The 22,624-nt window shown below is 60.7% G+C and carries 13 protein-coding genes and 2 pseudogenes; 11 read left to right on the top strand and 4 right to left on the bottom strand.

What is annotated here, in order from left to right:
* Together AC1MDC_RS28265 and AC1MDC_RS28270 are read left to right on the top strand one after the other, a co-directional pair.
* A pseudogene (locus AC1MDC_RS28265) lies at positions 1 to 4,351 on the top strand (LapA family giant adhesin); the annotation flags it as partial.
* A 148-nt stretch (positions 4,352 to 4,499) separates the two neighbouring features.
* Complete coding sequence (locus tag AC1MDC_RS28270; RefSeq protein WP_039773037.1) at positions 4,500 to 4,838, top strand: hypothetical protein; 339 nt, start codon at positions 4,500 to 4,502, stop codon at positions 4,836 to 4,838.
* Between the two features lie 128 nt (positions 4,839 to 4,966).
* Here the strand turns inward: AC1MDC_RS28270 and lapD are convergent, their stop codons facing one another.
* Positions 4,967 to 6,913, bottom strand: coding sequence for a cyclic di-GMP receptor LapD (gene lapD / locus AC1MDC_RS28275; protein WP_480394163.1), 1,947 nt, complete (start codon positions 6,911 to 6,913; stop codon positions 4,967 to 4,969).
* Positions 6,914 to 6,927: 14 nt separating this feature from the next.
* Positions 6,928 to 7,620 (bottom strand): cysteine protease LapG, encoded by a 693-nt coding sequence (gene lapG / locus AC1MDC_RS28280; RefSeq protein WP_007960234.1) that lies wholly within the window; start codon positions 7,618 to 7,620, stop codon positions 6,928 to 6,930.
* A 194-nt stretch (positions 7,621 to 7,814) separates the two neighbouring features.
* On the opposite strand from lapG, the gene AC1MDC_RS28285 reads away from it, so the two are divergent.
* From AC1MDC_RS28285 to AC1MDC_RS28305, 5 genes are all read left to right on the top strand, one after another.
* Positions 7,815 to 8,525, top strand: a complete 711-nt coding sequence (locus AC1MDC_RS28285) for a GntR family transcriptional regulator (protein ID WP_227234054.1) — start codon at positions 7,815 to 7,817, stop codon at positions 8,523 to 8,525.
* 752 nt (positions 8,526 to 9,277) lie between these two features.
* Positions 9,278 to 10,051: a DUF3050 domain-containing protein gene (locus AC1MDC_RS28290; protein WP_480394164.1), complete on the top strand. Its 774-nt coding sequence runs from the start codon at positions 9,278 to 9,280 to the stop codon at positions 10,049 to 10,051.
* Entirely contained in the window at positions 10,048 to 10,977 is a 930-nt protein-coding gene (locus tag AC1MDC_RS28295) for a diiron oxygenase (RefSeq protein ID WP_480394165.1), read from the top strand. The genes AC1MDC_RS28290 and AC1MDC_RS28295 overlap by 4 nt, the downstream gene beginning before the upstream one ends.
* 13 nt (positions 10,978 to 10,990) lie before the next feature.
* Positions 10,991 to 14,380 (top strand): amino acid adenylation domain-containing protein, encoded by a 3,390-nt coding sequence (locus AC1MDC_RS28300; RefSeq protein ID WP_480394166.1) that lies wholly within the window; start codon positions 10,991 to 10,993, stop codon positions 14,378 to 14,380.
* A gap of 23 nt (positions 14,381 to 14,403) precedes the next feature.
* The gene (locus AC1MDC_RS28305; protein WP_480394167.1) at positions 14,404 to 14,871 is read left to right on the top strand and encodes an SRPBCC family protein; all 468 of its coding nucleotides are present in this window, start codon (positions 14,404 to 14,406) and stop codon (positions 14,869 to 14,871) included.
* Positions 14,872 to 15,017: 146 nt separating this feature from the next.
* Here AC1MDC_RS28305 and AC1MDC_RS28310 read toward each other — a convergent pair whose 3' ends face one another.
* Positions 15,018 to 15,803, bottom strand: a complete 786-nt coding sequence (locus AC1MDC_RS28310; protein WP_371807395.1) for a methyl-accepting chemotaxis protein — start codon at positions 15,801 to 15,803, stop codon at positions 15,018 to 15,020.
* Positions 15,804 to 15,872: 69 nt separating this feature from the next.
* A pseudogene (locus AC1MDC_RS28315) lies at positions 15,873 to 16,898 on the bottom strand (HAMP domain-containing protein); the annotation flags it as partial.
* 310 nt (positions 16,899 to 17,208) lie between these two features.
* Between AC1MDC_RS28315 and AC1MDC_RS28320 the strand changes: the two are divergent.
* The 4 genes from AC1MDC_RS28320 to AC1MDC_RS28335 all read left to right on the top strand — a co-directional run bounded on the left by AC1MDC_RS28320 (position 17,209) and on the right by AC1MDC_RS28335 (position 22,553).
* Positions 17,209 to 17,709, top strand: coding sequence for a sigma-70 family RNA polymerase sigma factor (locus AC1MDC_RS28320; protein ID WP_085684392.1), 501 nt, complete (start codon positions 17,209 to 17,211; stop codon positions 17,707 to 17,709).
* Positions 17,709 to 18,710: a FecR domain-containing protein gene (locus AC1MDC_RS28325; RefSeq protein WP_085697915.1), complete on the top strand. Its 1,002-nt coding sequence runs from the start codon at positions 17,709 to 17,711 to the stop codon at positions 18,708 to 18,710. Before AC1MDC_RS28320 ends, AC1MDC_RS28325 begins: the two co-directional genes overlap by 1 nt.
* An 87-nt stretch (positions 18,711 to 18,797) precedes the next feature.
* Complete coding sequence (locus AC1MDC_RS28330) at positions 18,798 to 21,299, top strand: TonB-dependent siderophore receptor (RefSeq protein ID WP_480394168.1); 2,502 nt, start codon at positions 18,798 to 18,800, stop codon at positions 21,297 to 21,299.
* A gap of 75 nt (positions 21,300 to 21,374) precedes the next feature.
* Complete coding sequence (locus AC1MDC_RS28335; protein WP_085702823.1) at positions 21,375 to 22,553, top strand: PepSY-associated TM helix domain-containing protein; 1,179 nt, start codon at positions 21,375 to 21,377, stop codon at positions 22,551 to 22,553.
* Positions 22,554 to 22,624: the final 71 nt, after the last annotated feature.

A 22,624-nucleotide genomic window follows, 5' to 3' on the forward strand; every position in this document is an offset into this window, starting at 1 on the left:
TACACCAGCGGTGACCAACGTCACCGACACCATCGACACCACCACCGTGAAGCTGACGGCGACCGCAACAGCGGCCGAGGGCGGCAATGTTGTCTACACCGCGACTGTCGGCGCGCCGGTGACCGGTTCGCCAGTGACCGTGACCCTGTCCAACGGCCAGACCATCACCATCGACATCGGCAAGACCTCCGGGACCGTCACCACCACCGCGCCGAACGACGTGTTGAATGGTCATGCACCGCTGACCAACTCGATCACCAACGTCAGCGGCGGCAACTACGAAAACCTCGTCACCGACAAGACGCCGGTCAGCACCACGGTGACCGACACCATCGACACCACCAACCTGTCGCTCAGCGCGACCGGCACCGTGGCCGAAGGTGGTTCGATCACCTACACCGCAACCCTGACCAACGCCGCCGGCACCCCGGTGACCGTGACCCTGAGCAACGGCTCGGTAATCACCATCGAGGCCGGCAAAACAACTGGCACCGTGACCGTTCCGGCACCGGCCGACGACGTCTACAAAGACGCCGGCACCGTGCAGGCAACGATCACCAATGCCACCGGTGGCAACTTCGAAAATCTGGTGACCAGCAATACACCAGCGGTGACCAACGTCACCGACACCATCGACACCACCACCGTCAGCATCACCGGCAGCACCTCGGTGACCGAAGGCCAGACCGCGACCTATACCGTGAGCCTGACCCACCCGGCGCAGACCGAAGTGACCCTGAAAATCGTCTACAGCGGCACCGCCGCCGACGGTTCGGACTTCACCGGCGTGTACACCGTGAAGATCCCGGCAGGCGCCAGCAGTGCGCAGTTCAACGTCGCCACCATCGATGACAAGATCACCGAAGGCACCGAGAACTTCGTGGTCAAGATCGACTCGGCCACCGGTGGCAACTTCGAAAACCTGGCGGTCAGCAGCACCAATGGCAGCGTCAGCACCTCGATCATCGACAACGATGCACCGCCGGTCATCGACCTCGACGCCAACAACTCCAGCGGTGCAACGGGTGCCGACTACAAGGTGACCTTCACCGAGAACACCCCGGGCGCAGGTGTGTCGATCGCCGACACCGATATCAAGATCACCGACCCGGACAGCACCATGCTGACTGGCGCCACCGTCGTGCTGACCAACCGTCAGGACGGCGATGCGCTGAACCTGGGCAACAGCGTCAACGGCATCACCATCAATGCCAACAGCACCAATGGCACGATCACGCTGACCCTGTCGGGCAATGCGACGCTGGCCGACTACATGCAGGCCATCAAGAACATCAGCTTCACCAACAGCAGTGAAGACCCGAGCACCGTGCCACGGATCATCACCGTGACCGTGACCGATGGCGGCAACTACTCCAACGTCGCGACCACCACGGTCAATGTGGTGGCGGTCAACGATGCGCCGGTCGCTGCACCGGTCAACGTCACCGGCACCGAAGACACCCCGCTGGTCCTCGGCTGGTCGACCTTCGGCGTCAGCGACGTCGACAGCCCGGCCAGCAGCCTGGGCGTGAAAATCACCCAGCTGCCGGGCGAAGGCAAACTGCAGTACCTGGACGGTTCGACCTGGAAAGACGTCGCCACCAACCAGACCTTCAGCAAGGCCGACATCGATGCCGGCAAGCTGCGTTTCCTGCCGGATGCCAACGAGTCGGGCGTGAACGGCTACGGCGGCACCGGCCTGGGTAACAACCAGGCTGACTACGCACAGATCAAGTTCCAGCCAACCGACGGCCAGTTGCTGGGCAATACCGGCACCGTGAAGATCGACATCACCCCAGTGGCGGATGCACCGACCCTGTCGGTCGCCGACAACAGCGTGAAGTCCACCGGCCTGATCAAGGAAGTCTGGACCGGTCTGTCGGGCCTGGGCACCGACGGCAGCGGCGCGAACCCGAACACTCTGAAAAACGTGATCGACGGTGCCGGCAAACCGAACACCAGCGGCACCGTGAACAACGTGCAGTCCGATGGCAGCGTGACCGCCGGCACCGCGTCGAAAACCTCGGGCCTGATCTATCTGGAAGCCGGCAAGACCTACACCTTCAGCGGCACCGGTGACGACAGCCTGCTGGTGACCATCGGCGGCAAGAGTGTGGCGTCCACAACGTGGGGCGCGGGTGGCAACCTCAACGGTTCGTTCACCCCGACCACCAGCGGCTACTACACCCTGGACATCTACCACCACAACCAGAGCGGCCCGGGCAGCTACGACGTCAACCTGTCGGTCAACGGCAGCACGCCGATCGACCTGAGCAGCGCCGGCGTACCGATCTACACCGGCGTGCAGGATCTGGTGAATGCCGGCGTGACCGTCTCCGATCTGCACGGCAGCAACGGCGAAGGCTATTACGACGGCTACAAGCTCAACACCGGCGCCGAAGGCACCACCGTGAAACTGTCGGCGATCAGCACCGCACTGACCGACACCGACGGCTCGGAAACCCTGAGCATCAAGATCAGCGGCGCACCGGTCGGCTCGGTGCTCAGCGACGGCGCAGGCCACAGCTTCACCGTGACCGCCACCAGCGGCGACGCCAACGTCACCGGCTGGAACCTCGGCAGCCTGACCGTGACCCCGCCGACCTACTACAACGGCCAGTTCAACCTGACCGTGACCTCGACCTCCACCGAACAGGTCGGCGGCTCGGCCAGCACCACCGCGACCATTCCGGTCACCGTGGTGCCGGCAGTCTACAACGCGGTAGTCGCCACCTCGGCCGACGACAACGTCACCGGCACCGACGGCAACGACATCATCGTCGCCGACATCGGCGGCCTGACCGTAGTGCCGGGCACCAACTACAACATCGCGTTCATGGTCGACAGCTCGGGCAGCATGAGCACCTCGTCGATCAACGCGGCCAAGGACTCGCTGACGTCGGTGTTCAACACTCTCAAGCAGAGCATGGGCAACAACTCGGGGACGGTGAACATCTTCCTGGTGGACTTCGATACCCAGGTCAACAAGTCGGTGTCGGTGAACCTCAACGACCCGAACGCGCTGACCAAGCTCAAGGCTGTGCTGGACTCGATGACCTCCGGCGGCGGCACCAACTACGAAGACGTGTTCAAGGCTACGGCCAACTTCTTCCAGAGCGCCGAAGCCGTGGCTAACACCGGGGCGAAGAACCTCACGTACTTCATCACCGACGGTCAGCCGACCTACTACCAGAGCGGCGAACAGACCAACCCGACGCTGTACGGCAACGTGAAGCTCGACGACGTGGTGAAGACCAGCAACTACAAGCTGGGCGACAGCTTCAGCACCTACATCGACAGCACGCACTACCTGACCATCAGCACGGCGGGTGCCGTGGTCCTGCAGACGTACAAGAACGGCAGCTGGAACTGGAGCAACGTGGGCACCATCCACGCCCAGGGCGACGGCACCTACGAGCTGTCGAGCCTGGCAGGCTCCGGCAGCAGCACCAGCCAGGCCACCACCGACAACGCCAACAGCGCCTTCGCACTGCTGGGCAACCTGTCCAATGTGGAAGCCATCGGGATCAACAGCGGTGTCAGCCTCAACGACCTGAAACCGTACGACACCGATCACAACCCGCAAACCAACATCGATCCGAAGGACCTGGCCAACTCGATCATCGGCCATACCGAAGCGACGATGCCGGGCAACGACACCGTCAGCGGTGGCGACGGCAACGACATCCTGTTCGGCGACCTGGTGAGCTTCAACGGCATTGCCGGCGAGGGTTATCAGGCGATGCAGGCCTTCGTGGCCAAGGAAACCGGGGTCGACGTCAGCAAAGTCACCACCAGTAACGTGCACCAGTACATCACCGAGCACTATCAGGCGTTCGATGTATCGGGCGCCCACGACGGCAACGACACGCTGCTGGGCGGCGCGGGTAATGACATCCTGTTCGGCTCGGGCGGCAACGACCTGCTCGACGGTGGCAAGGGCAATGACATCCTGCTCGGCGGTACCGGCAACGACACGCTGATCGGTGGTCAGGGCAACGACATCCTGATCGGTGGTTCGGGCGCCGACACCTTCGTCTGGAAAGCAGGTGACACCGGCAACGATGTGATCAAGGACTTCAACGCCAGCGAAGGTGACCGTATCGACCTGCGCGACCTGCTGCAGGGCGAGTCCGGCAGCACCATCGACAACTTCCTGAAGATCACCACGGTCGACGGCGTGTCGTCGCTGCAAGTCAGTTCGGCGGGCAAGTTCAACTCCGCCGATGCGGCTGCCGCCACACCGGACGTGACGATCAAACTGGAAGGCAACAACTGGTCCACTGCCAACATTCACAACCTGATTGCCGGTAGTGATCCGACCATCAAGGTCGACCACAACAACAGCTGATGCGTGAACAAAACGGCCGCCCCAATGGGGCGGCCGTCACGTTTGCGTCTTTCTTCCCGGTGACGATTGCGTCGCCGCACCGCATACTCGCGTGCAGTTGGCTATGCTGCTGACAGCATGACGCTGGTCCATTTCCGAGGGATGCTCAATGTTTTACGTGCAACGCGATGCGCAGGGTCAGTTGATTCGCGTGGAAGCTGCGGCCTACGCCGAGGCCACGGAAACGCTGCCGGCCGACCACCACGAAATCCAGGCCTGGTACGCCAACGAAGCCGTGGAGAACAGCCTCAAGCAGCTCAAGCAGAGCGACCTGGAAATGATCCGGGTACTCGACGACCTGATTCAGGTACTGACCCAGAAAGGCGTGATCCGCGTCACCGACCTGCCGCCGGCGGCCCAGGCCAAGTTGATGGACCGGACTCAGGCGCGGGAAGCGCTGGGTGGGTTGAGTCAGTTGATCGATGAGGATGAGGGCGGGTTGATCTGATCCAGGATCTTCGGTGACTGGACGGGCCCCTTCGCGAGCAAGCTCGCTCCCACAGGAGGTATGTATACCCAATGTGGGAGTGAGCTTGCTCGCGAAGGCAGCCTTAGCGGCGACGCAATTCTACAGCCTTAACGCCAGGGTTTTGGCTCACCGAACAATTGCCCCTGAACCCCATACAACCCCATCTCGCGAATCACCGACAATTCCCCTTCCGTCTCGACCCGCTCGGCAATCAGCGGCAGATCAATGCTGTGCGCCGCACGCTGGATCGCTTCGATGAACAGGCGCTTGTCGCTTTCCTGATCGATCGCCCGAATGTAGCTGCCATCGATCTTCAGGTACGCCAGGCCCAGCCGCGCCAGGTTACCGATCATGCTGAAGCGCCCGCCGAAGCGTTGCAGGCTCAGGGAGAAACCGAGTTCGCGCAGGCGGCGGGTCAGCTGTTCGAGCACCGCTTGTTCCGGCAGTTGTTCCTCGCCGATTTCCAGGGTCAGGCGCGGCCCCAGATTGGAATGCGAGCGCAGAATCTCGAAGACTTTGTTCAGCGCCTGCGGATCGGCCAGGGTCGCCGAAGACAGGTTCAGCGCCAGGGATTCTTCATGGTCGGCCATCTGCTCCAGCACGCGCTCGAGCATCAGACGGTCCAGCCGCGCGGTCCAGCCGAAGCGCTCGAGCCAGGGCAGGAAACGCCCGGCGGGGATGGTCTGGCCCTGCTCGTCGAGCAAGCGCGACAGCACTTTGTAATGCAGCACCAGTTGCGTGTCCTGTGCCGCCACCACCGGTTGGAAGAACAGCTCGAAGCGCCGCTGGTTCAGCGCCTGATCGAGCAAGCGATGCCAGGCGTGGTGATCGTCACCGACATCCGCCACCAGGCTCTGATCGAGGCACGCCCAGTTCTGCTCGCCCTGCCCTTCGGCCTGGGCCAATGCCTGATCGCCGAGGCTGAGCACCGCTTGCGATGAATCGCCATGAGCGAACGGCGCCAGGCCGATAGAGGCCACGGCGGCCACGTCGGTGGCGCCCGTCGCGTGCAGGCTGCTCAGCGCGCTGTCGAGGCTTTGCGCCAGTTGCAGCGCTTCTTCGCGGGTCAGCCCCGGCGCCAGCACGGCGAATTCACCACCACGAATCCGGGTGACGAGATTCTGGGTTTCCGGGTATTTGGCGCACTCGCGGGACAGTTGCTCGCCGACCGCTTTCAACAATTCATCGGTGCGCTGACCGCCAAGGCGCTGGTTCAGCCCGGCCAGATCCTTGACCCGCAACAGCAGCAGATAACCGGAACTGGCCTGCTCCGGGTTGCTCACCCGCGCATTCAGCTGCATCTCGAAATAACGCCGGTTGGCCAGCCCCGTGAGGTTGTCCTGATAGGACTCGGTGCGCAGTTTTTCACTGCGCTCGGCCTGCTCCTGAAACAGCGCCTTGAGCTTCTCGACCATTTGGTTCATCGCCAGCACCACGCGGCGCAATTCAGGCGTGCGCGGCAGGTCCGGCAGGCTGAGGAATTCGCGGCGGGCAATGGCGTGGGATTGCTTGACCATGTAATCCAGCGGCTTGAGTTGCCGACGCAGCAACAGCGCGCCCAGCACCGCACTCACCGCACCACAGACCAGCAACCAGCCGAGGCTGCCGAGTGCGCTCTGCCAAAGCTTGGCCAGGGCGAACATCGGGTGGCTGACCACCTCGACCCGCGCCGCCTGCTCCCAGCCACGGCTGACCAGCGCATCGCCACCGGCCGGTTCAAGGCCAATCAGTTTGACGAACCAGTCCGGCACGTTGGTGACCGCCGGAATGCCATTGCGCTCGACGATGGTCTGGTCGGTCTTCAGGTCGACCACGCGGATGCTCGAGTAATAACCGCTGTCGAAGATCGAACTGACCAACAGCTCGACCATCGCCGGGTCGTCGATGTTCGGCGTCAACGACAGCGCCAGCGCCGTGGCCGCATCCTGGGCGTGGGAGCGCAACTGGTTGACGTACTGGGTGCGCGAGCTCTCCAGACTGACCATGAAGCTGCCGGTGAAGGCGACCACCAGGAACAGACAGATTGCGATCAACAGCTGTTTGAACAAAGACATCTGAGCGCGTGCTCCTAGTTAGTCGTCTCGACCGGGAATCCTTCGGCCTGCATTTTCTTCAACACATCCTGCCAGCGTGACAGGCGTTTGGTGTCACCGACCTTCTTGTTGCCCTTCGCTCCCGGCAGGTACAAACCCTCGGCATTGAAAGAGTAGACCGGCAGCAAATCGGTTCGCTCGGCGGCCGGTTTGATCGGGTCGATCAGGCTGTCGAGCACCAGCGGCATGGCGTCAGGGCTGGAATAGTAAGTCAGGACCATGTGCGCGCGGTTCTGGCGCAGGGCCTTGACGTAGGTGATGCGCAACTTGTCACTGGCCACACCGAGGTGGCGCAGGCTGAAATACTTGGCGATCGCATAGTCTTCGCAGTCGCCGGCGCCTTTCCACAAGGCTTCGATGGGAGTTTCCCAATAATCGACCTCGTGCCACAAATCGATGTCTTCGACGTAGCGCATCTGTTTGTTGAAAAACAGGTTCACCACTTTGAGCTTTTCCATCTCGCTGACCTGCTTCTGCGTGGCCAGCAGATTCTGCCAGGCATCGATCCGCTGCTGCCCGGCGCCCAGCGGTCCGTACAGCGCCGTGGCCTTGCGGCTGATCGCGGAAAAATCCCAATCGGCATGCAGGCCGCCCAGCATGATGCCGGCCAGCAGCAGCGCGCAGGCAAGCCAGCGCGCAATCCGTGGGATTGCGAAACGTACCGCCAATGCAAGGCATCCAGGGCAGAGAAGAAAGCGCTTGATGGTGAAGGTTAGTCCAGCAAAAAACAATGGCACCCTGAGATCATCGCTGGCGCGCTAAACTTCAGGTGTAACAGGGTTCCTCTACGCGGTTTGACAACCTGTAGAGCAATCACTAGTGTCCTTTGGATCCAAATATCGCAGTCATAGGGTGTGCAGTTGTGACCCAGAAGCCCAAGCCACTCCACAGCATCAAAGTCGACGGCCCGATTCCCGCGCATCTGGCGCGCTCGGTCATCGAAGAAACCCTGCGCGCCGCCATTCTCGACGGTCGCCTGCCCTGCGGAACCGCCGTGCGCCAGCAGGATCTGGCCGACCTGTTCGGCGTCAGCCGCATGCCGGTACGCGAAGCCTTGCGTCAACTCGAGGCCCAGGGCCTGCTCAGCGTGATTGCCCACAAGGGCGCCGTGGTGGCGCCATTGATCCAGGGCGATGCAACGCAAACCTACGAGCTGCGCATCCTGCTGGAGTCTGAAGCGCTGCGTCAGTCGATCCCGTTGCTGACCCCGGCCGATCACGAACGCGCGGCCGGCTACATCGAAGAGTTGGAAGTCGAACACGACTACACCGAAATCGGTCGGCTCAACCGTCTGTTTCACATGGCGCTCTACAGCAAGGCGCCCAATGGCCGGCTGTTGCGGCTGGTGGAAGACGGCTTGAATGAAGAGGAACGCTTCCTGCGTTTCAACCTCGAGGCCATGGGCCTGGGCAAACTCTCCCAGGACGATCACCGTGCGTTGTTGCAGGCCGTGATAGATCGTGACACCCCGCGTGCCGTCACACTGCTGGAGCAGCACCTCAATCGCGGTGTCGAGGTGATCACTCGATACCTGGCGAGCACCGCCTCCAATGGTCGCCAGGCGGCACGCTGAAAATCCGCCCGGGTGAGCCCTCGCTTACCCGGCGTATAACCCGCTTACAAATCCCCACGCCGGTCACGCTCAATTGCTGTGGCACTTCGGCGCCTGCGCTCTAACCTCCCTCCTGCTTTGAACAGCCCGGAATTTGCACCGCAAAGGAAGTCATTTTCGACGATAGCCGCGGCGCCGATTTACGCGCACCCTTGAATCGCCAACCCAATATAGAACGGGGACGCGCCGCCCCGGCAGCAGTCCCCGCACCAGGAACCTACGGAAGGAGCCTTGTCACGGGATCAGGAAGAACGGCGCCGTTACAGTCCGACTTCATCCCCTCATATTCATTCAATTACTCAATTGGAAAGTTGCTTCGAGTGAGGCATTCACTCTTGTCGTTCAATTTTGGCCATTAAACGCCGAAAGGAGTAACTACGCCCAAATAAAACTTAACTTATAAGTTTTATCAGACCCACTCATACTTCAAAAACAGCCAACTAAAAATAATTGAAAATAAACTTGTTAAGTTGTTTTGCGATGTATTAGTTTTTCTTCGTCGAGTTTGGATCCGAAATGAAAAACCCGGCACAACCTTGCACTACGGCCTCGGTTGCGACGGTTTGACCGTCCGCTGCTGTCTTGGGCCCTTCAGACATTGCCTGCTTTCATCGAAACCGAATGAGGCTGTCGTTCGCCTGGAGAAACTTGTTCAACGCCATTAGCAATTGATTGAGCAATCCCTATTCCCTATTAGCCAGAGTCTCGCAACCATGCCAACAAAAGAGCAACTTACACTAAAGAAAGCCGAACTCAGCGTTCATCCGATCTTCACCGAAATAGATTCTTTGGAGACATTACGCCGGTTCATGGAATCCCATGTATTTGCCGTCTGGGACTTCATGTCGCTGACCAAGCGTCTGCAGCAGGAACTGACTTGCACTCGCCTGCCGTGGTTGCCGCCGCGCGATCCGCACGCAGCAAGACTGATCAACGAAATCGTGCTCGGGGAAGAATCTGACGATCGGCTGTCACACGGGCATTACAGTCACTTCGAACTGTACCTCGATGCCATGCGCGAAGTCGGTGCGGACACGACAGCGGTGGAGCGCTTCGTGACGCTGCAACAGGAGGGCGTCAGTTACGACGTCGCCCTGCAAAGCGTCGAAGTAGATCCGGCGGCGGCGCGGTTCGTCTGTGACACCTTGCACACCGCGCTGCATGCACCCGGTCACAGCGTTGCCGCTGCCTTCCTGCACGGTCGCGAGAGCGTGATCCCGACCATGTTCCAGCGCATGCTCGATGCCTGGGGCATCGGCGTCGAACAGGCGCCGACCTTCCGTTACTACCTCGAACGGCACATCGAGGTCGACTCGGAAGACCACGGCCCGGCCGCCGAACAACTGCTGGATCGACTGGTGGATGGCGATCCGCAGCGCGAAGCCGAGGTTTACGCCAGCGCCATCGCCGCCGTGGAAAGCCGCATCGCCCTTTGGGACGGCCTGCGCCTGAGCATGCGCGAACCGCTGGTGGAGGTGGCCCAATGAACGCCGCCGACTACCAGTCTTTCGCCGATGCCTGGGAAAGCCGCGCGACCATTCGCACCCGGCCGCGCCGCGTGCTGGAGGATGACGCGCGGCTGATCTATCCGCTCAGCCGCCAGCCGTTGGTGCTCAGCGAAACCTTCCTGCGCGAATGCCCCGAACAGCGTGATTTCGCCCTGGTGCAGACGCTGTACAAATTCATCAACGACGTGGTGATTTTCGAAACCGAGATCGTCGACAAGACCGCCCGCAGCATCGCCAAGAACCGCTTCGCCGTGCCCTTCCCGTTCGCCTGTCGCTACGACGCCATGACCGTGGTGGTGGACGAGGATTACCACGCGCTGGTGGCGATGGATTTCATGCAGCAGACCGTGGCCATGACCGGCATCGAGCCGATCGAGCTACCGAATGAAATCGAACTGAGCCGGGCAATTCCCGCCGCCGTCGAACTGGCTCCGGAACACCTGCGCAGCGCCGTGGAACTGATTTGCGTAGCCATCGCCGAGAACACCGTGACCGGCGATGTCGCAGCGTTCGCCCGGGACGACACGGTCAAGCCATCGATCAAGGGTCTGATGGCCGATCACTTGCTCGACGAGGGTCGACACTCGAGTTTCTGGGCGCGGATGGTGCGCATCTACTGGCACACCGCAAGCGATGCGGATCGTCAATGCATCGCGCAGATCCTGCCGGTGTTCATCGGCCATTACCTGACCAACGACATCCAGAAGTCCTTCGACCTGAGCCTGATCGACGCCCTGCCAGTCAGCGAGGCAACCCGTCGCGCACTGAAAGACGAGATGGCCGGGTTGGCCTTCCCGATCAATCGTCACCACCCGCTGGTGGGCAACATCGTGCGGTTCTTCCACAACAGCTCGCTGCTCGACACACCGTGCGTGCAGCACGCCCTGCGCGACTACCTGGTTTGACAAGGAGGCTGACATGAGACGTCTCGACATTTTGCTGAGGGGCCGCAGCCAGGCCTTGACCGACCTGGCGCATGAGCTCGAACAACACGGTCATTCATTGCTGACGGACGTCGCTCCGTCGGTGGATCTGGTGATCGATGACGGCAGTCTTGCGCCGCAGGATTACGGCGTGACACCGCTCCTGACTTTATGTCTGGGTATCGGTGCAACGGGCGCCGGCGGTTTGCCGGTGCTTGATCTGCTGTGCCTGTGTCACTCGACACTGCTGAGCCGCGTGCCGATCGCCGACGAAGCGTCCGGCAACGGCCAGGCCCTGCGCCAGCGAACACTGGCGTTGGTGGTGGACGAAGTGGCACTGCAGGTCAGTCGTTTTTCGCGCGATGCCGAGTATTTTCAGCATGCGATGACGGCCCGTGCACCGGACTTCGAGCAGGTGGAAAACCTGCTGTTTCTCGATAGCCTGGCCTACGTCCATCGCTTCAATGCCACGGACCATACGACCTTGCTGCTACAGGCGCAGATCCCGGTGATCGAGCGGCTGCAACAAAGCCTGATCGAGCACGCGGAGCGCCCGGCGCTGCACCTTGCCGAGCAGTCGGTCAGCTATCGCCAGTTGCATGATCACAGCCGGGCGATCCAGCAACGGTTGCTGGCAATCCTGGAGACCCAGCCGCAGCCGTGGGTGGTGGGGATTTGCCTGGCGAAATGCGATGCGCTGTTTGCCTCGATTCTGGCGATTCTCGGCAGCGGCGCGGTGTATCTGCCGCTGGAACCGAGCCACCCACTTCAGCGCCAGCAGTACATTCTGGAAAACGCCGGGGCGGTGTTGTTGCTGCACGACGGCGAACATCCACTGAGCGGTTCGATGCCGGGGCTGGATGTCTGTTGCATCGAACGCACTGACGTCGATCTGTCGCTACCGCTGATGCGTCGTCGACCCCAGCTCGATGCACCATGCATGGCGCTCTACACCTCGGGCACCACCGGGCATCCGAAGGGTGTGCTGCTGAGTCAGGCGAACCTCGCGCACTTCACCGCGTGGTACGCCGACTATGTGCAATTGCATGCAGAGAGCCGGGTGTTGCAGTTCTCGTCGCTGAGTTTTGACTCGTCGCTGATCGACATTTTCCCGACCTTGCTCAAAGGCGCGGAACTGGTGGTGCCCGACGACACCCAGCGCCGCGATCCGCTGCAACTGGTGGCACTGATCCGCCGTCGGCAACTGACCCATGCGTTCCTGCCGCCGGCGCTGTTGAGCATCCTGCCGCTGGAGCAACTGCAAAGCGTCGGCCAGATCATGACCGGCGGCGATGTCTGCGAGCCGTTCGTGATCGAACAACTGACGCGCCAGGGCAAACTGCACAACCTCTACGGCCCCACCGAAGCCACAGTGCTGATCACTGCGCGGCAACTGCAACCGGGTGACAGCAATCGCACCCTCGGCGGGCCGATTGCCAACAGTCAGGTGCTGATTCTCGACGACGATTTGCATCCGGTACCGGAGCAAACGATGGGCGAACTGTTCATCGTCGGCCCCGGCGTGTGCCTGGGTTACCTGAACAATCCGCAGCAGACGGCGGAGCGCTATCTGGACCTGGAATTGCCGGACGGCCAGCGCCTGCGTGCCTACCGCAGCGGCGATATGGCCAAGTGGGGCGAAGACGGCATAGAGCTGTGCGGGCGCCGCGACAATCAGGTGAAGATCCGCGGCTTCCGGGTCGAGCCGGAGGAGATCGAGCGCTGCCTGCGCGAGAGTCAGTTGTATCGGCAAATCGCGGTGGTGATCGACAGTCAGCGGCGGATTCTGGCATTCCTCGCCCAACCGCAATCGGATGCCGCGCGCGACGCGTTGAAAGCACATGCGCAGCAGTTTTTGCCCGACTACATGCAGCCGGTGGCGTGGACGGAACTGGCGAACATGCCGTTCGCCGCCAACGGCAAAGTCGATCGCAAGGCCTTGCTGGAACTGCCGGTCAGCGTGCAGGACAGCGGCCCGAAATGCCTGCCGACCAATGCCGACGAAGCACTGCTGCTGGAAATCTGGGGCGAGTTGCTGGAGCTGCCGACCAGCGACATTTCCACCGACGAAAGCTTCTTCAATCTCGGCGGTCACTCGATTCTGCTGTCGCGCATGCTCCTGCGTCTGCGGGAGGAGTTCGGTCGCAGTATTTCGATCAACCGCTTCATCGAATTGCCGACCATTACCAAGCTCGCCACGCTGGTACGGGGCACCGATGACAGCGCGGTGCTCAGCGCCCAGGCGATGGCCGACGCCGAGCGAGCCCTGGACATCGAGCCGTTGCCGATCAGTCGCATGGGCGATGTTCACAAGGTGATTGTCACCGGCGCCAACAGTTTTGTCGGTGTGCACATCGTCGAGGCGCTACTGGGATGGGGCGCCGGCGAAGTGGCGTGTCTGGTGCGCGATGGCGGCGGGCAAACGGCGGCGCAGCGCTTTGCCCAAGCCCTGCGAGAGAACCGGCTGGAGCATCTGGACCTGAGTCGGGTGCGGGTCTATTCGGCGGACATCACCCGGCCGCAACTGGGCCTGGCCGATGGGGATTTCGAGCGACTGAATCGCGAGTTCGGCGCGCTGGTGCACAACGCGGCCAACGTCAATCACGTGCTCGATTACGAGTCGTTGGCGGCGGACAACGTCGAGCCGATTTTCGAACTGCTGCGGCTGTGCGAAGGGCGCAGCAAGAAGGTGTTCAATTTCGTCTCGACACTGTCCGCCTCCAGCACCGTCGACGACGCAGGCCGGGTGCTGGAATTGCCCGCCGCACCGACGCCGCCGATCTACATCCGCAACGGCTACAACCTGTCGAAATGGGTCGGCGAACGCATCCTGGAACGGGCGCGGGAGCGTGGGGTTCGGGTCAATCTGTATCGGCCCGGCAACATCAGTTTCAACAGCCTCAGCGGTGTCTGCCAGCCGCACAAGAACCGTTTGATGCTGATGCTCAAGGGCTCGATCCAGCTCGGTCAGGTACCCGCCTTCGCGCTGAATTTCGACCTGATGCCAGTGGATTTTCTCGCCCGTTTCATCGCCTTCCACGCCAGCCGTTATTCGGCCGAACGGGCGGTGTTCAACCTGCACAACCCGGAGCCTCTGAGCTGGGATGCCTATGTCGCGTCGTTCCGCGAAACCGGCAGCGAGTTTTCGCTGGTCAGCGTCGCCGACTGGCAGCAGCAACTGGAGCGGGTCGATGCCGACAACGCGCTGTTCGGCGTACTCGGTTTCTACCTCAACGGCTTCGAGGAAGACATCGGCGACATCTCTCTGATCGGCCACGCCAACGCCCAGGCCGGCGTGCAGCAGATGGGCGCGCATTACCCGGAAAAATCCCCGGCGCTGCTGCGTCGCGGCTGCGACTACCTGAAAGAAATCAACTTCATCTGACTCATCAACCAAGGAGCAACACCATGAGCAATCTTCAACCCGACACCCTGATCAAAAACCCTCACGGCTGCCACGTCGTATCTTCGGTGGAAGTGCCGGTGGACGCCAGGCAAGTGTGGGCAGTGGTCGGTAAATTCGACGGTTTCGACCGTTTCATTCCGGCCCTGTCACACATCGAAATGACCGGCGATGGCGTGTCTTCGTTGCGCAAAAAGTTCTTCAAGGATGGCAACGTGGTGGTCGAGCAACTCAACTCCCGGGACGACCAAGCGTTGAGCATGACCTGGACCACGATCTACAACACGCTGGGCGTGGCCAATCTGTGGGCGGCGATGAATGTGGAGTCGCTGGGCGCAGGCAAGTCGCGAGCGACCTGGACGATCATCGCCGAGCCGGCCAGCGGCTGCCCCGAGGCAATGCCGGGGTTCAAGGATTTCGTGCAGGGGTTTGCCGATGATGCGATGGGGAATGTGCTGAAGCTGTTTATTTAGGCTTCAGCTCTGCGGTGATTGAGCCACCGCTATCGCTGGCAAGCCAGCTCCCACGGGTTCCAGGTCGCTCACAAATGTTGTGTGCGCCAGAAATCCTGTGTGAGCGGGCTTGCCCGCGATGAACGATAACGCGGTCTGACGTGATGTCAGATCTTGAAGCTGTCGACCAGCTGTTTCAAACGATTGGCCTGCTGCGACAACGCATCGCAATCCTTCAACGTTTCATTGAGGTTGGCCACGCTCTGCTGGTTCAGCAGGTTGATCTGGTTGACGTCGACGTTGAGGGTTTCCACCACGGCGGTCTGCTCTTCGGTAGCCGCTGCCACCGACTGGTTCATGCCGTCGATTTCACCGATGCGCTGGGTCACGCTGACCAGCCGCAGACCGGCCTGGTTCGCCACTTCAACGCTCTCTTCGCTGGACGCCTGACTGGCGTTCATGGTGCTCACCGCTTCACGGGAGCCGACCTGCAGCGAGGTGATCATCTTGTGGATTTCTTCCGCCGATTCCTGGGTGCGGTGAGCGAGGTTGCGCACTTCGTCCGCCACCACCGCAAACCCGCGTCCGGCTTCACCGGCACGGGCCGCTTCGATAGCCGCATTGAGCGCCAGCAGGTTGGTCTGTTGGGAGATGCCTTTGATCACATCGAGAATGTGGCCGATGTTGTCGGTGCTCGCGTTCAGGGTTTCGATCTGGGTGCACGACAGACTGATCTTCTGCGACAGCTCGGTCATGGCCTGAATCGTCTGCTCGACCACCTGACGACCATCCTCAGCCTGTTCGCTCGCGCCGCTGGCGTGTTGCGAAGCATCGGCGGCGTTGCGGGCGATTTCCTGGGTGGCGGCACCCAGCTGATTGATCGCAGCAGCGACGCTGTTGGTGCGCGCGCTTTGCTCGTCCGAACCGATGATCGAGGCGTTGGACGATGCCATCACCCGTTGCGACAGGTCGTGTACGTGACGGGTCGCGGAAGACACTTCGGAAATGGAGGCGTGAATCCGCTCCACGAACTGATTGAACGAACTGCCCAGCTCACCGAACTCGTCCTTGCTTTCCACCACCAGACGGCGGGTCAGGTCACCTTCACCCTGGGCGATGTCCTGCATCGCGCGGCCCATGGTGATCAGCGGACGCATCAGGACGGTGATCAACAGGCTCAGGAACACCGCAATCGCGCCCACGGCGACGAACATCGCAATCACCGCCGAGGTACGGAACTGGCTGAGTGCGGCGTAGGCCTTGTCGCGGTCGATCGACAGGCCGATGTACCACTCGGCATTCGGCAGACCGGTCACCGGGGTGAACGACAGGATGCGTTCCTGGCCGTTGAGCACCACGTTCTGATTGCCCTTCTCGATGCGCACACCGGCGTTCGGGTAGATGTCCTTGAGGTTCTTCATCACCTGATCTTTGTCCGGGCTGACAATCACCTGACCGTCACCGCTGACCAGGAACGCGTGGCCCAGGCCGCCGAAGTCCACCGAGTTGATGATCTTCACCAGGGTTTCCAGGCTCAGGTCACCGCCCACTACGCCGAGCAGCTCGCCGTTCTTTTTCACGGGCATGGCGATGGTCACCACCAGACCGCCAACGGCAGCCATGTATGGCGGGGTCAGCATGGTCTGGTCAGCGGCCACGGCCTGCTTGTACCAAGGACGCTGACGCGGATCGTAGCCGTCCGGCATCTTCGCGTCAGGGCGCTGGGTGAACACACCGTTGGCCTGACCGACGTAGGTGAACTGAAAGTTCGAGGTGAAGGCCGGTTGATCGACCAGCCCCGGGAAGTCGGCATTCTTGCCTTGATGAGCGACGTTCTGCGCGAGGTTTTCCAGTACCAGAATCCGCCCGCTCATCCAGTTCTGCACACTGCTGGCGGTCAGGTCACCGGCCTGCTGGACCGAGGACTGGAGGTTTTGGCGAATGGTATTTCGCTGCAGATAGTCGTTGTACAAAGTAAACAGCGCGAACGCCAGGACCACGACGCCGGAGGCGGCCAGCAGGATTTTATGGCTGAACTTGAGATTCATTTCATGGGACTTCTTATGCGAAAAGTGGGGATGCGTTCCGTATGCAACATTCCATGTACAGCGCAGGCAGCGTTCTGATGGCTGCTCTACTTTGGTGCACGCATGTCTCACCAGTCTGTCGGCACGATTCGGAGAAAACTTAGCGTTTTGTAGGAAATGGACGGCATTTCTGCCAGTTCCCGCCGAACGGCGTGCCAGAGCGTTCGCCTGTCATTTTTTGATGACGGTTTTGCAGCGCCGGTTGCAAATTCTGTAACCCTTGATGACAATGCGACTAATTATCATTTGTGACGTTCGGGCTGTCGCGTTCATGTCCTCACCTGAGTTTGCAGTACAGGCGCTTTACAGTAGTCATCACGGCTGGCTCAACGGCTGGTTGCGCGCGCGGCTGGGCAATGCCGCCGATGCGGCGGATCTGGCTCAGGACACCTTCGTTCGCCTGCTGCAACGCACCGAGCGTCTGGAGCTCAAGGCACCCCGCGCATTTTTGCGTACGGTTGCCCGGGGTCTGGTGATCGATCATTGGCGCCGTGAAGAAATTGAACGCGCCTATCTGGAAACCATCGCCCACTTGCCTGAAGCCGAAACACCGAGTGCCGAAGCCCGCGCCTTGGTGATCGAATTGCTCGAAGGCATCGCACGCATGCTTGAAGGCTTGAAGCCGAAAGTGCGTCAGGCATTTCTGCTGGCGCAGTGCGAAGGTTTGACCCACAGGCAGATTGCCGAGCGGATGGGCCTGTCCCTGCGCTCCGTAGAACGCTACGTCGCCGATGCCCTGTTTCACTGCTATGTGCTGCGGTATGAAAGCTGATGCCGGTGGATAACCCCTCGCTTGGCCGTCGTGCCGAGCCACCGCAGCAGGTGGTCCGACAGGCCATTCACTGGCTCCTGCGCCTGCGCAACAACCATGGCAACCCGCGCCTGAATCGCCAGTGCGAACAATGGCGCGCCGAACACCATGATCATGAACTGGCCTGGCAACGGGTGCAGTCTCTGCAAGCTGAACTGAACCACAATTTGCGCGCCGTACCCGGCGCCCAGGTGGCGTTCAACACGCTGGAAAACAGTGCGCAGGGGTTGGGACGACGTCAGGCGTTGAAGCTATTGTCCGGCGCTTTGCTGGTGGGCTCGGCGGGATGGCTGGCCAGAGACACTTCCGTCTGGCAACAGTGGAGCGCCGACTACGCCACCGCCACCGGCGAGCGCCGTGGCTACCAGTTGCCGGACGGCACGCGGATCGAACTCAACACTGCCAGCAGCGTGGATCTCGACTACACCGCACAACAACGGCTGATCAAACTGACCCGAGGCGAAATCGTCGTCACCTGCGGCGGTGCCGATGAAGGTGCGCCGTTTGACCGACCGCTGCGGGTGCAGAGCCGTCATGGCACTTACGAGCCGTTCAAGGCGCGATTCATTCTGCGCGAGGAAGAGGGTTGCACGCGCCTGAGCGTCACCAGTGGCCGGGTTGCAATTCACTCCGCTGGCAATTCGGCAGAGGTCATCGCCGGTCAGAGCTATCTGATCGATCACCATCAAATTCGCCCCGCGCCACCCTCGGACATGGACGCTGGAGCCTGGGTCGACGGGTTGATCGTGACTCGCAACATGCGGCTGGGTGACTTCGTCAGCGAAGTCGGCCGTTATCGTCAGGGGTTTCTGAGCTGCGCGTCGGACATTGCGGATCTACGCCTGTCCGGCGTATTCCGCCTTGCGGACACCGACAAGCTGCTGGCGGTCCTGCCGCAGACCCTGCCGGTGCAATTGCGTTATCGCACCCGCTGGTGGGTGACACTGGAGTCTGTGGCCTGAAATTATTTTGGCGGGTTTTCGTGGCAAGTCCGGCTTAGTCAGTAAGCACTTCAACTCAGCCTTCGCGACTGCCTACGGAAACCTACAATGACTGCGCGCGTTACCTGTAAGAACCCTCTGAATTTCTCTTCCGAATCCGGCCTGTTGCGTCATGCCGTCCGGGCGGCGCTGTTTTCTACCGCACTGGGTGTTGGCGTGTTGCCGAGCCTGAGCATGGGGGCCAATGCCAGCGAGATCAGCAACCACCGCTACAACATCGCCGCCGGACCATTGGGCGATGCACTCAATCAGTTCGCGCGTCAGGCAAACATCACTTTGTCGATGACGCCTCAGCAGACCCAGGGCCGACAATCACCCGGCGTACAGGGCGAGTATTCGACCGATCAGGCGCTGAGTCATCTGCTCGGTGGTTCGGGTCTGGAAGCGATCAGCCAGGACGGCAGCAGTTATGTATTGCGCTCCGTCGCAGAAACCGAAGCGCTGGCCCTGCCGACCACCGACATCAAAGGCTTCGCCCTCGGCAACGCGTTGGGCAGCATGGACGGCTACAACGCGACGCACAGCCAGATCGCCACCAAAACCAGTACTGCGCTGCTGGAAACTTCGCAAAGCGTGTCCGTCGTCACTCGCGAGCAAATGGATGACCAGGGATCCCAAACCGTGTCCCAGGCCATGCGTTACACCCCCGGCGTGCTGACCAACCCTTACGGCGCCACGCACCGTTACGACTACGTGGCAATGCGCGGTTTCAACGACGGTTCGGTGGATAACATTTACCTCGACGGCCTCAAGTCGATGGGCGACAGCGGCACCTACAGCACGATGCAGGTCGATCCGTATTTCCTTGAGCGCGTCGATATTCTGAAAGGCCCGTCGTCAGTGCTCTACGGTCGTAGCTCGCCAGGCGGTCTGGTCGCGCTGACCAGCAAGAAGCCGCTGTACGAAGCCTATCACCAGGTACAGGCCACGATCGGCGCACAGGGCCAGCGCGGTGTCGGTTTTGACTTCAGCGGACCGGTCGATGACGACAAGCGTATCGCCTATCGTCTGACCGGATTGACGGATCAGTCCGACACGCAATTCGACCACAACAAGGAAAAGCGCTTCGCCCTCGCGCCGACCGTCAGCATCGATTTCAGCGAAGACACGTCGCTGACGCTGCAAGCGTATCTGCAACATGACCCGGATGGCGGTTACCACGGCGGTGTGCCGGCTGACGGCACGATTCATCAGCGCAACGGCCATCGCATCTCGCAGCATTTCTTCGAAGGCGAGCCAGGCATCGATGGTTACTCCCGTGATCAGCAGTCGTTCGGTTACCAGTTCGAACACCGCTTCAACGACGTCTTCACCGCGCGGCAGAATTTCCGCTACCTCGACTCCAAAGTGAACATGGATCAGGTATACGCCTATGGCTGGACGTCGCCGACCAGCAACGAACTGAATCGCTACTACACCGGCGGCGACGAGCGTCTGCACGCGTTCATCGTCGACAACATGCTGCAGGCCGAATTTTTCACCGGTGCGACCAAGCACACGGTGCTGATGGGGGCGGATTACCAGCGACGCAAAACCGTGGTCGACTGGACCAGTGGCGGCCTGGCGCCGATCAACGCGTTCAACCCGGTGTACGGCAATTCCGCTATTACGCCGTACGGCGATACCAGCTACCTGCGGCGCCTGGAGCAGACCGGCGTTTACCTGCAAGACCTGATCGAAATGGACAAGTGGCGCTTCTCGCTGGGACTGCGTCAGGACTGGGTGGAAACCTCTGACGAAAACCGCATCGCCGAAGCGGGCCGTCCGGTCGGCACCGAGATCAATGATCGACGCACCAAGCTCACCGGCCGTGCCGGCGCGCTGTATCTGTTCGATAACGGCCTCGCGCCGTACGTCAGCTATTCCGAATCGTTCAACCCGAATTCCTACGCGGACAGCGCCGGTAATCCGCTCGCACCGACCGATGGAACTCAGTGGGAAATGGGCCTGAAGTATCAGCCGCCGGGCACCGACAACCTGTTCACCGCTTCGCTGTTCCGCATCGATCAGGAGAACCTGGCGACCAAACTTCCGCAGGAAAACTTCTATCGCGCTGTAGGCGCTGTCCGCTCTCAAGGTCTGGAACTGGAAGCGCACATGCAGTTGACCGACAACTTGAAAGTCCTCGGCAGTTACACATTTACCGACATTGAATACTCGAAATCGATGATCAGCACCTTGAGCACACCGACCAATGTGATCGAAAACAAAGGCAACTCGCCGACCCAGGCGCCGCGGCACATGGCATCGCTGTGGGCCGACTACAAGTTTGACAGCGCTGCACTCGATGGGCTGCGCCTGGGTGGTGGTGTGCGTTATGTCGGATATAGCTGGGTGGATGCAGAGAACACGATGAGGGTGCCGTCCTACACATTGTTCGACGCATCGATTGGCTATGACCTCGGCAAGGTAGGTCTGAAGGGTGTCGACGTTCGCCTGAATGCAAACAATCTGACCAACGAATCCTACGTAGCCTCCTGCGCCAGTCTGGACTTCTGCTACATGGGCGAAGAGCGCAACGTCGCCGCGACGGTCAGTTATCAGTTCTGAGCCTTTGTCTTGTGCATAAAGAAGCCAGCCCCTGATTTCAGGGGCTGGCTTTGTCGTATCTGTGGGGGAATGTTCATGCGTTCGTTTCTGGTTTTATTGCACCGGTATATCGGGTTGGCCACGGCGGTTTTTCTACTGCTGGCCGGGATCACGGGGAGCCTTCTGGCGTTCAACCATGAGTTGGATGAGTGGTTGAATCCGGAGTTTTACGCAGCGTCGGCCGCGGGGGAACGTCTACCGCCAGGTGAGCTGGTTGATGCGGTGCAATCGGTACATCCGAAGTTGCAAGTCTGGTACATGGAGTACCCGAATGAGACAGGCCACACGGCATTGCTGGCGGCGGTTCCACGGAATGATCCGGCGACGGGCAAACCGTTTAAAGAACGCAATGAAGTGTTCTACCTCGACCCGGTCAGTGGCGAACAGAAAGGTCAGCGTTATTGGGGCGAGTGCTGTTTCCAGCGCGAGAACTTCGTTCCGTTCATTCTTGAGTTTCACTACAACCTGACACTGCCCGGTAACTGGGGTTTGCTGTTGATGGGGTTGGTGGCCATCGCTTGGGTAATCGATTGCTTCGTCGCCCTCTGGCTGACATTACCGAGGGGTAAACTTTTCTGGAAGAAATGGTCGAGCGCCTGGAAGATCAAGGGCGGCCATGCTTATCGACTCAACTTCGATCTGCATCGGGCGGGGGGCTTGTGGCTATGGTTGTTATTGCTGCCGATAGCCGTCAGCAGCGTGGCGATGAACCTGCCGAGCCAGGCCTTCAAACCGGTGGTGTCGTTGTTTTCTCCGATTGAACCGAGCGTCTATGAGACTCGAGGGCGAATGCCTGCCGAAGAGTTGGGGATCACCCGATTGAGTTATCAACAGGCATACGAACGGGCGCAGGAGGAGGGAAAAAGATTGGGGCTGACAGCCGCGATCGGCGAGTTGTATTACAGCTTTGAGTACAACTTCTACGGTGCGGGGTTCGGACAGCATGACACTGAGGCCCACGGTAAATCCTGGTTGTTCTTCCACGGTACTGACGGACGATTATTGGGACAAGAGATCGCAGGAGAAGGGACGTTGGGAGAGCGGTTTTATCGATTGCAGTTGCCGATACATGGGGGACGGATAATAGGCTTCAGCGGACAAGTGATGATCGCGGTATTGGGTGTTCTGATTGCGGGGTTGTCGGGAACTGGCGTCTATATCTGGTGGCGCAAATGGCAGGCTCGTCGGAGCAGCAAGGCACGCAGAGCGGTTTGAAGATCAGACTTTTATGGACTCTGAAACGACAAAACCCCTGTCTGCATTCGCAGACAGGGGTTTCGGAATTC

Source organism: Pseudomonas sp. 1, from assembly GCF_056626735.1.

Bases quoted from the DNA above. Each gene is read 5' to 3' on its own strand.
- AC1MDC_RS28335 (WP_085702823.1), top strand. From the start codon at position 21,375: ATGCGTTCGTTTCTGGTTTTATTGCACCGGTATATCGGGTTGGCCACG.
- AC1MDC_RS28325 (WP_085697915.1), top strand. From the start codon at position 17,709: ATGCCGGTGGATAACCCCTCGCTTGGCCGTCGTGCCGAGCCACCGCAG.
- AC1MDC_RS28330 (WP_480394168.1), top strand. From the start codon at position 18,798: ATGACTGCGCGCGTTACCTGTAAGAACCCTCTGAATTTCTCTTCCGAA.
- AC1MDC_RS28300 (WP_480394166.1), top strand. From the start codon at position 10,991: ATGAGACGTCTCGACATTTTGCTGAGGGGCCGCAGCCAGGCCTTGACC.
- AC1MDC_RS28305 (WP_480394167.1), top strand. From the start codon at position 14,404: ATGAGCAATCTTCAACCCGACACCCTGATCAAAAACCCTCACGGCTGC.
- AC1MDC_RS28295 (WP_480394165.1), top strand. From the start codon at position 10,048: ATGAACGCCGCCGACTACCAGTCTTTCGCCGATGCCTGGGAAAGCCGC.
- AC1MDC_RS28270 (WP_039773037.1), top strand. From the start codon at position 4,500: ATGTTTTACGTGCAACGCGATGCGCAGGGTCAGTTGATTCGCGTGGAA.
- AC1MDC_RS28290 (WP_480394164.1), top strand. From the start codon at position 9,278: ATGCCAACAAAAGAGCAACTTACACTAAAGAAAGCCGAACTCAGCGTT.
- AC1MDC_RS28320 (WP_085684392.1), top strand. From the start codon at position 17,209: ATGTCCTCACCTGAGTTTGCAGTACAGGCGCTTTACAGTAGTCATCAC.
- AC1MDC_RS28310 (WP_371807395.1), bottom strand. From the start codon at position 15,803: ATGGCATCGTCCAACGCCTCGATCATCGGTTCGGACGAGCAAAGCGCG.
- lapD (WP_480394163.1), bottom strand. From the start codon at position 6,913: ATGTCTTTGTTCAAACAGCTGTTGATCGCAATCTGTCTGTTCCTGGTG.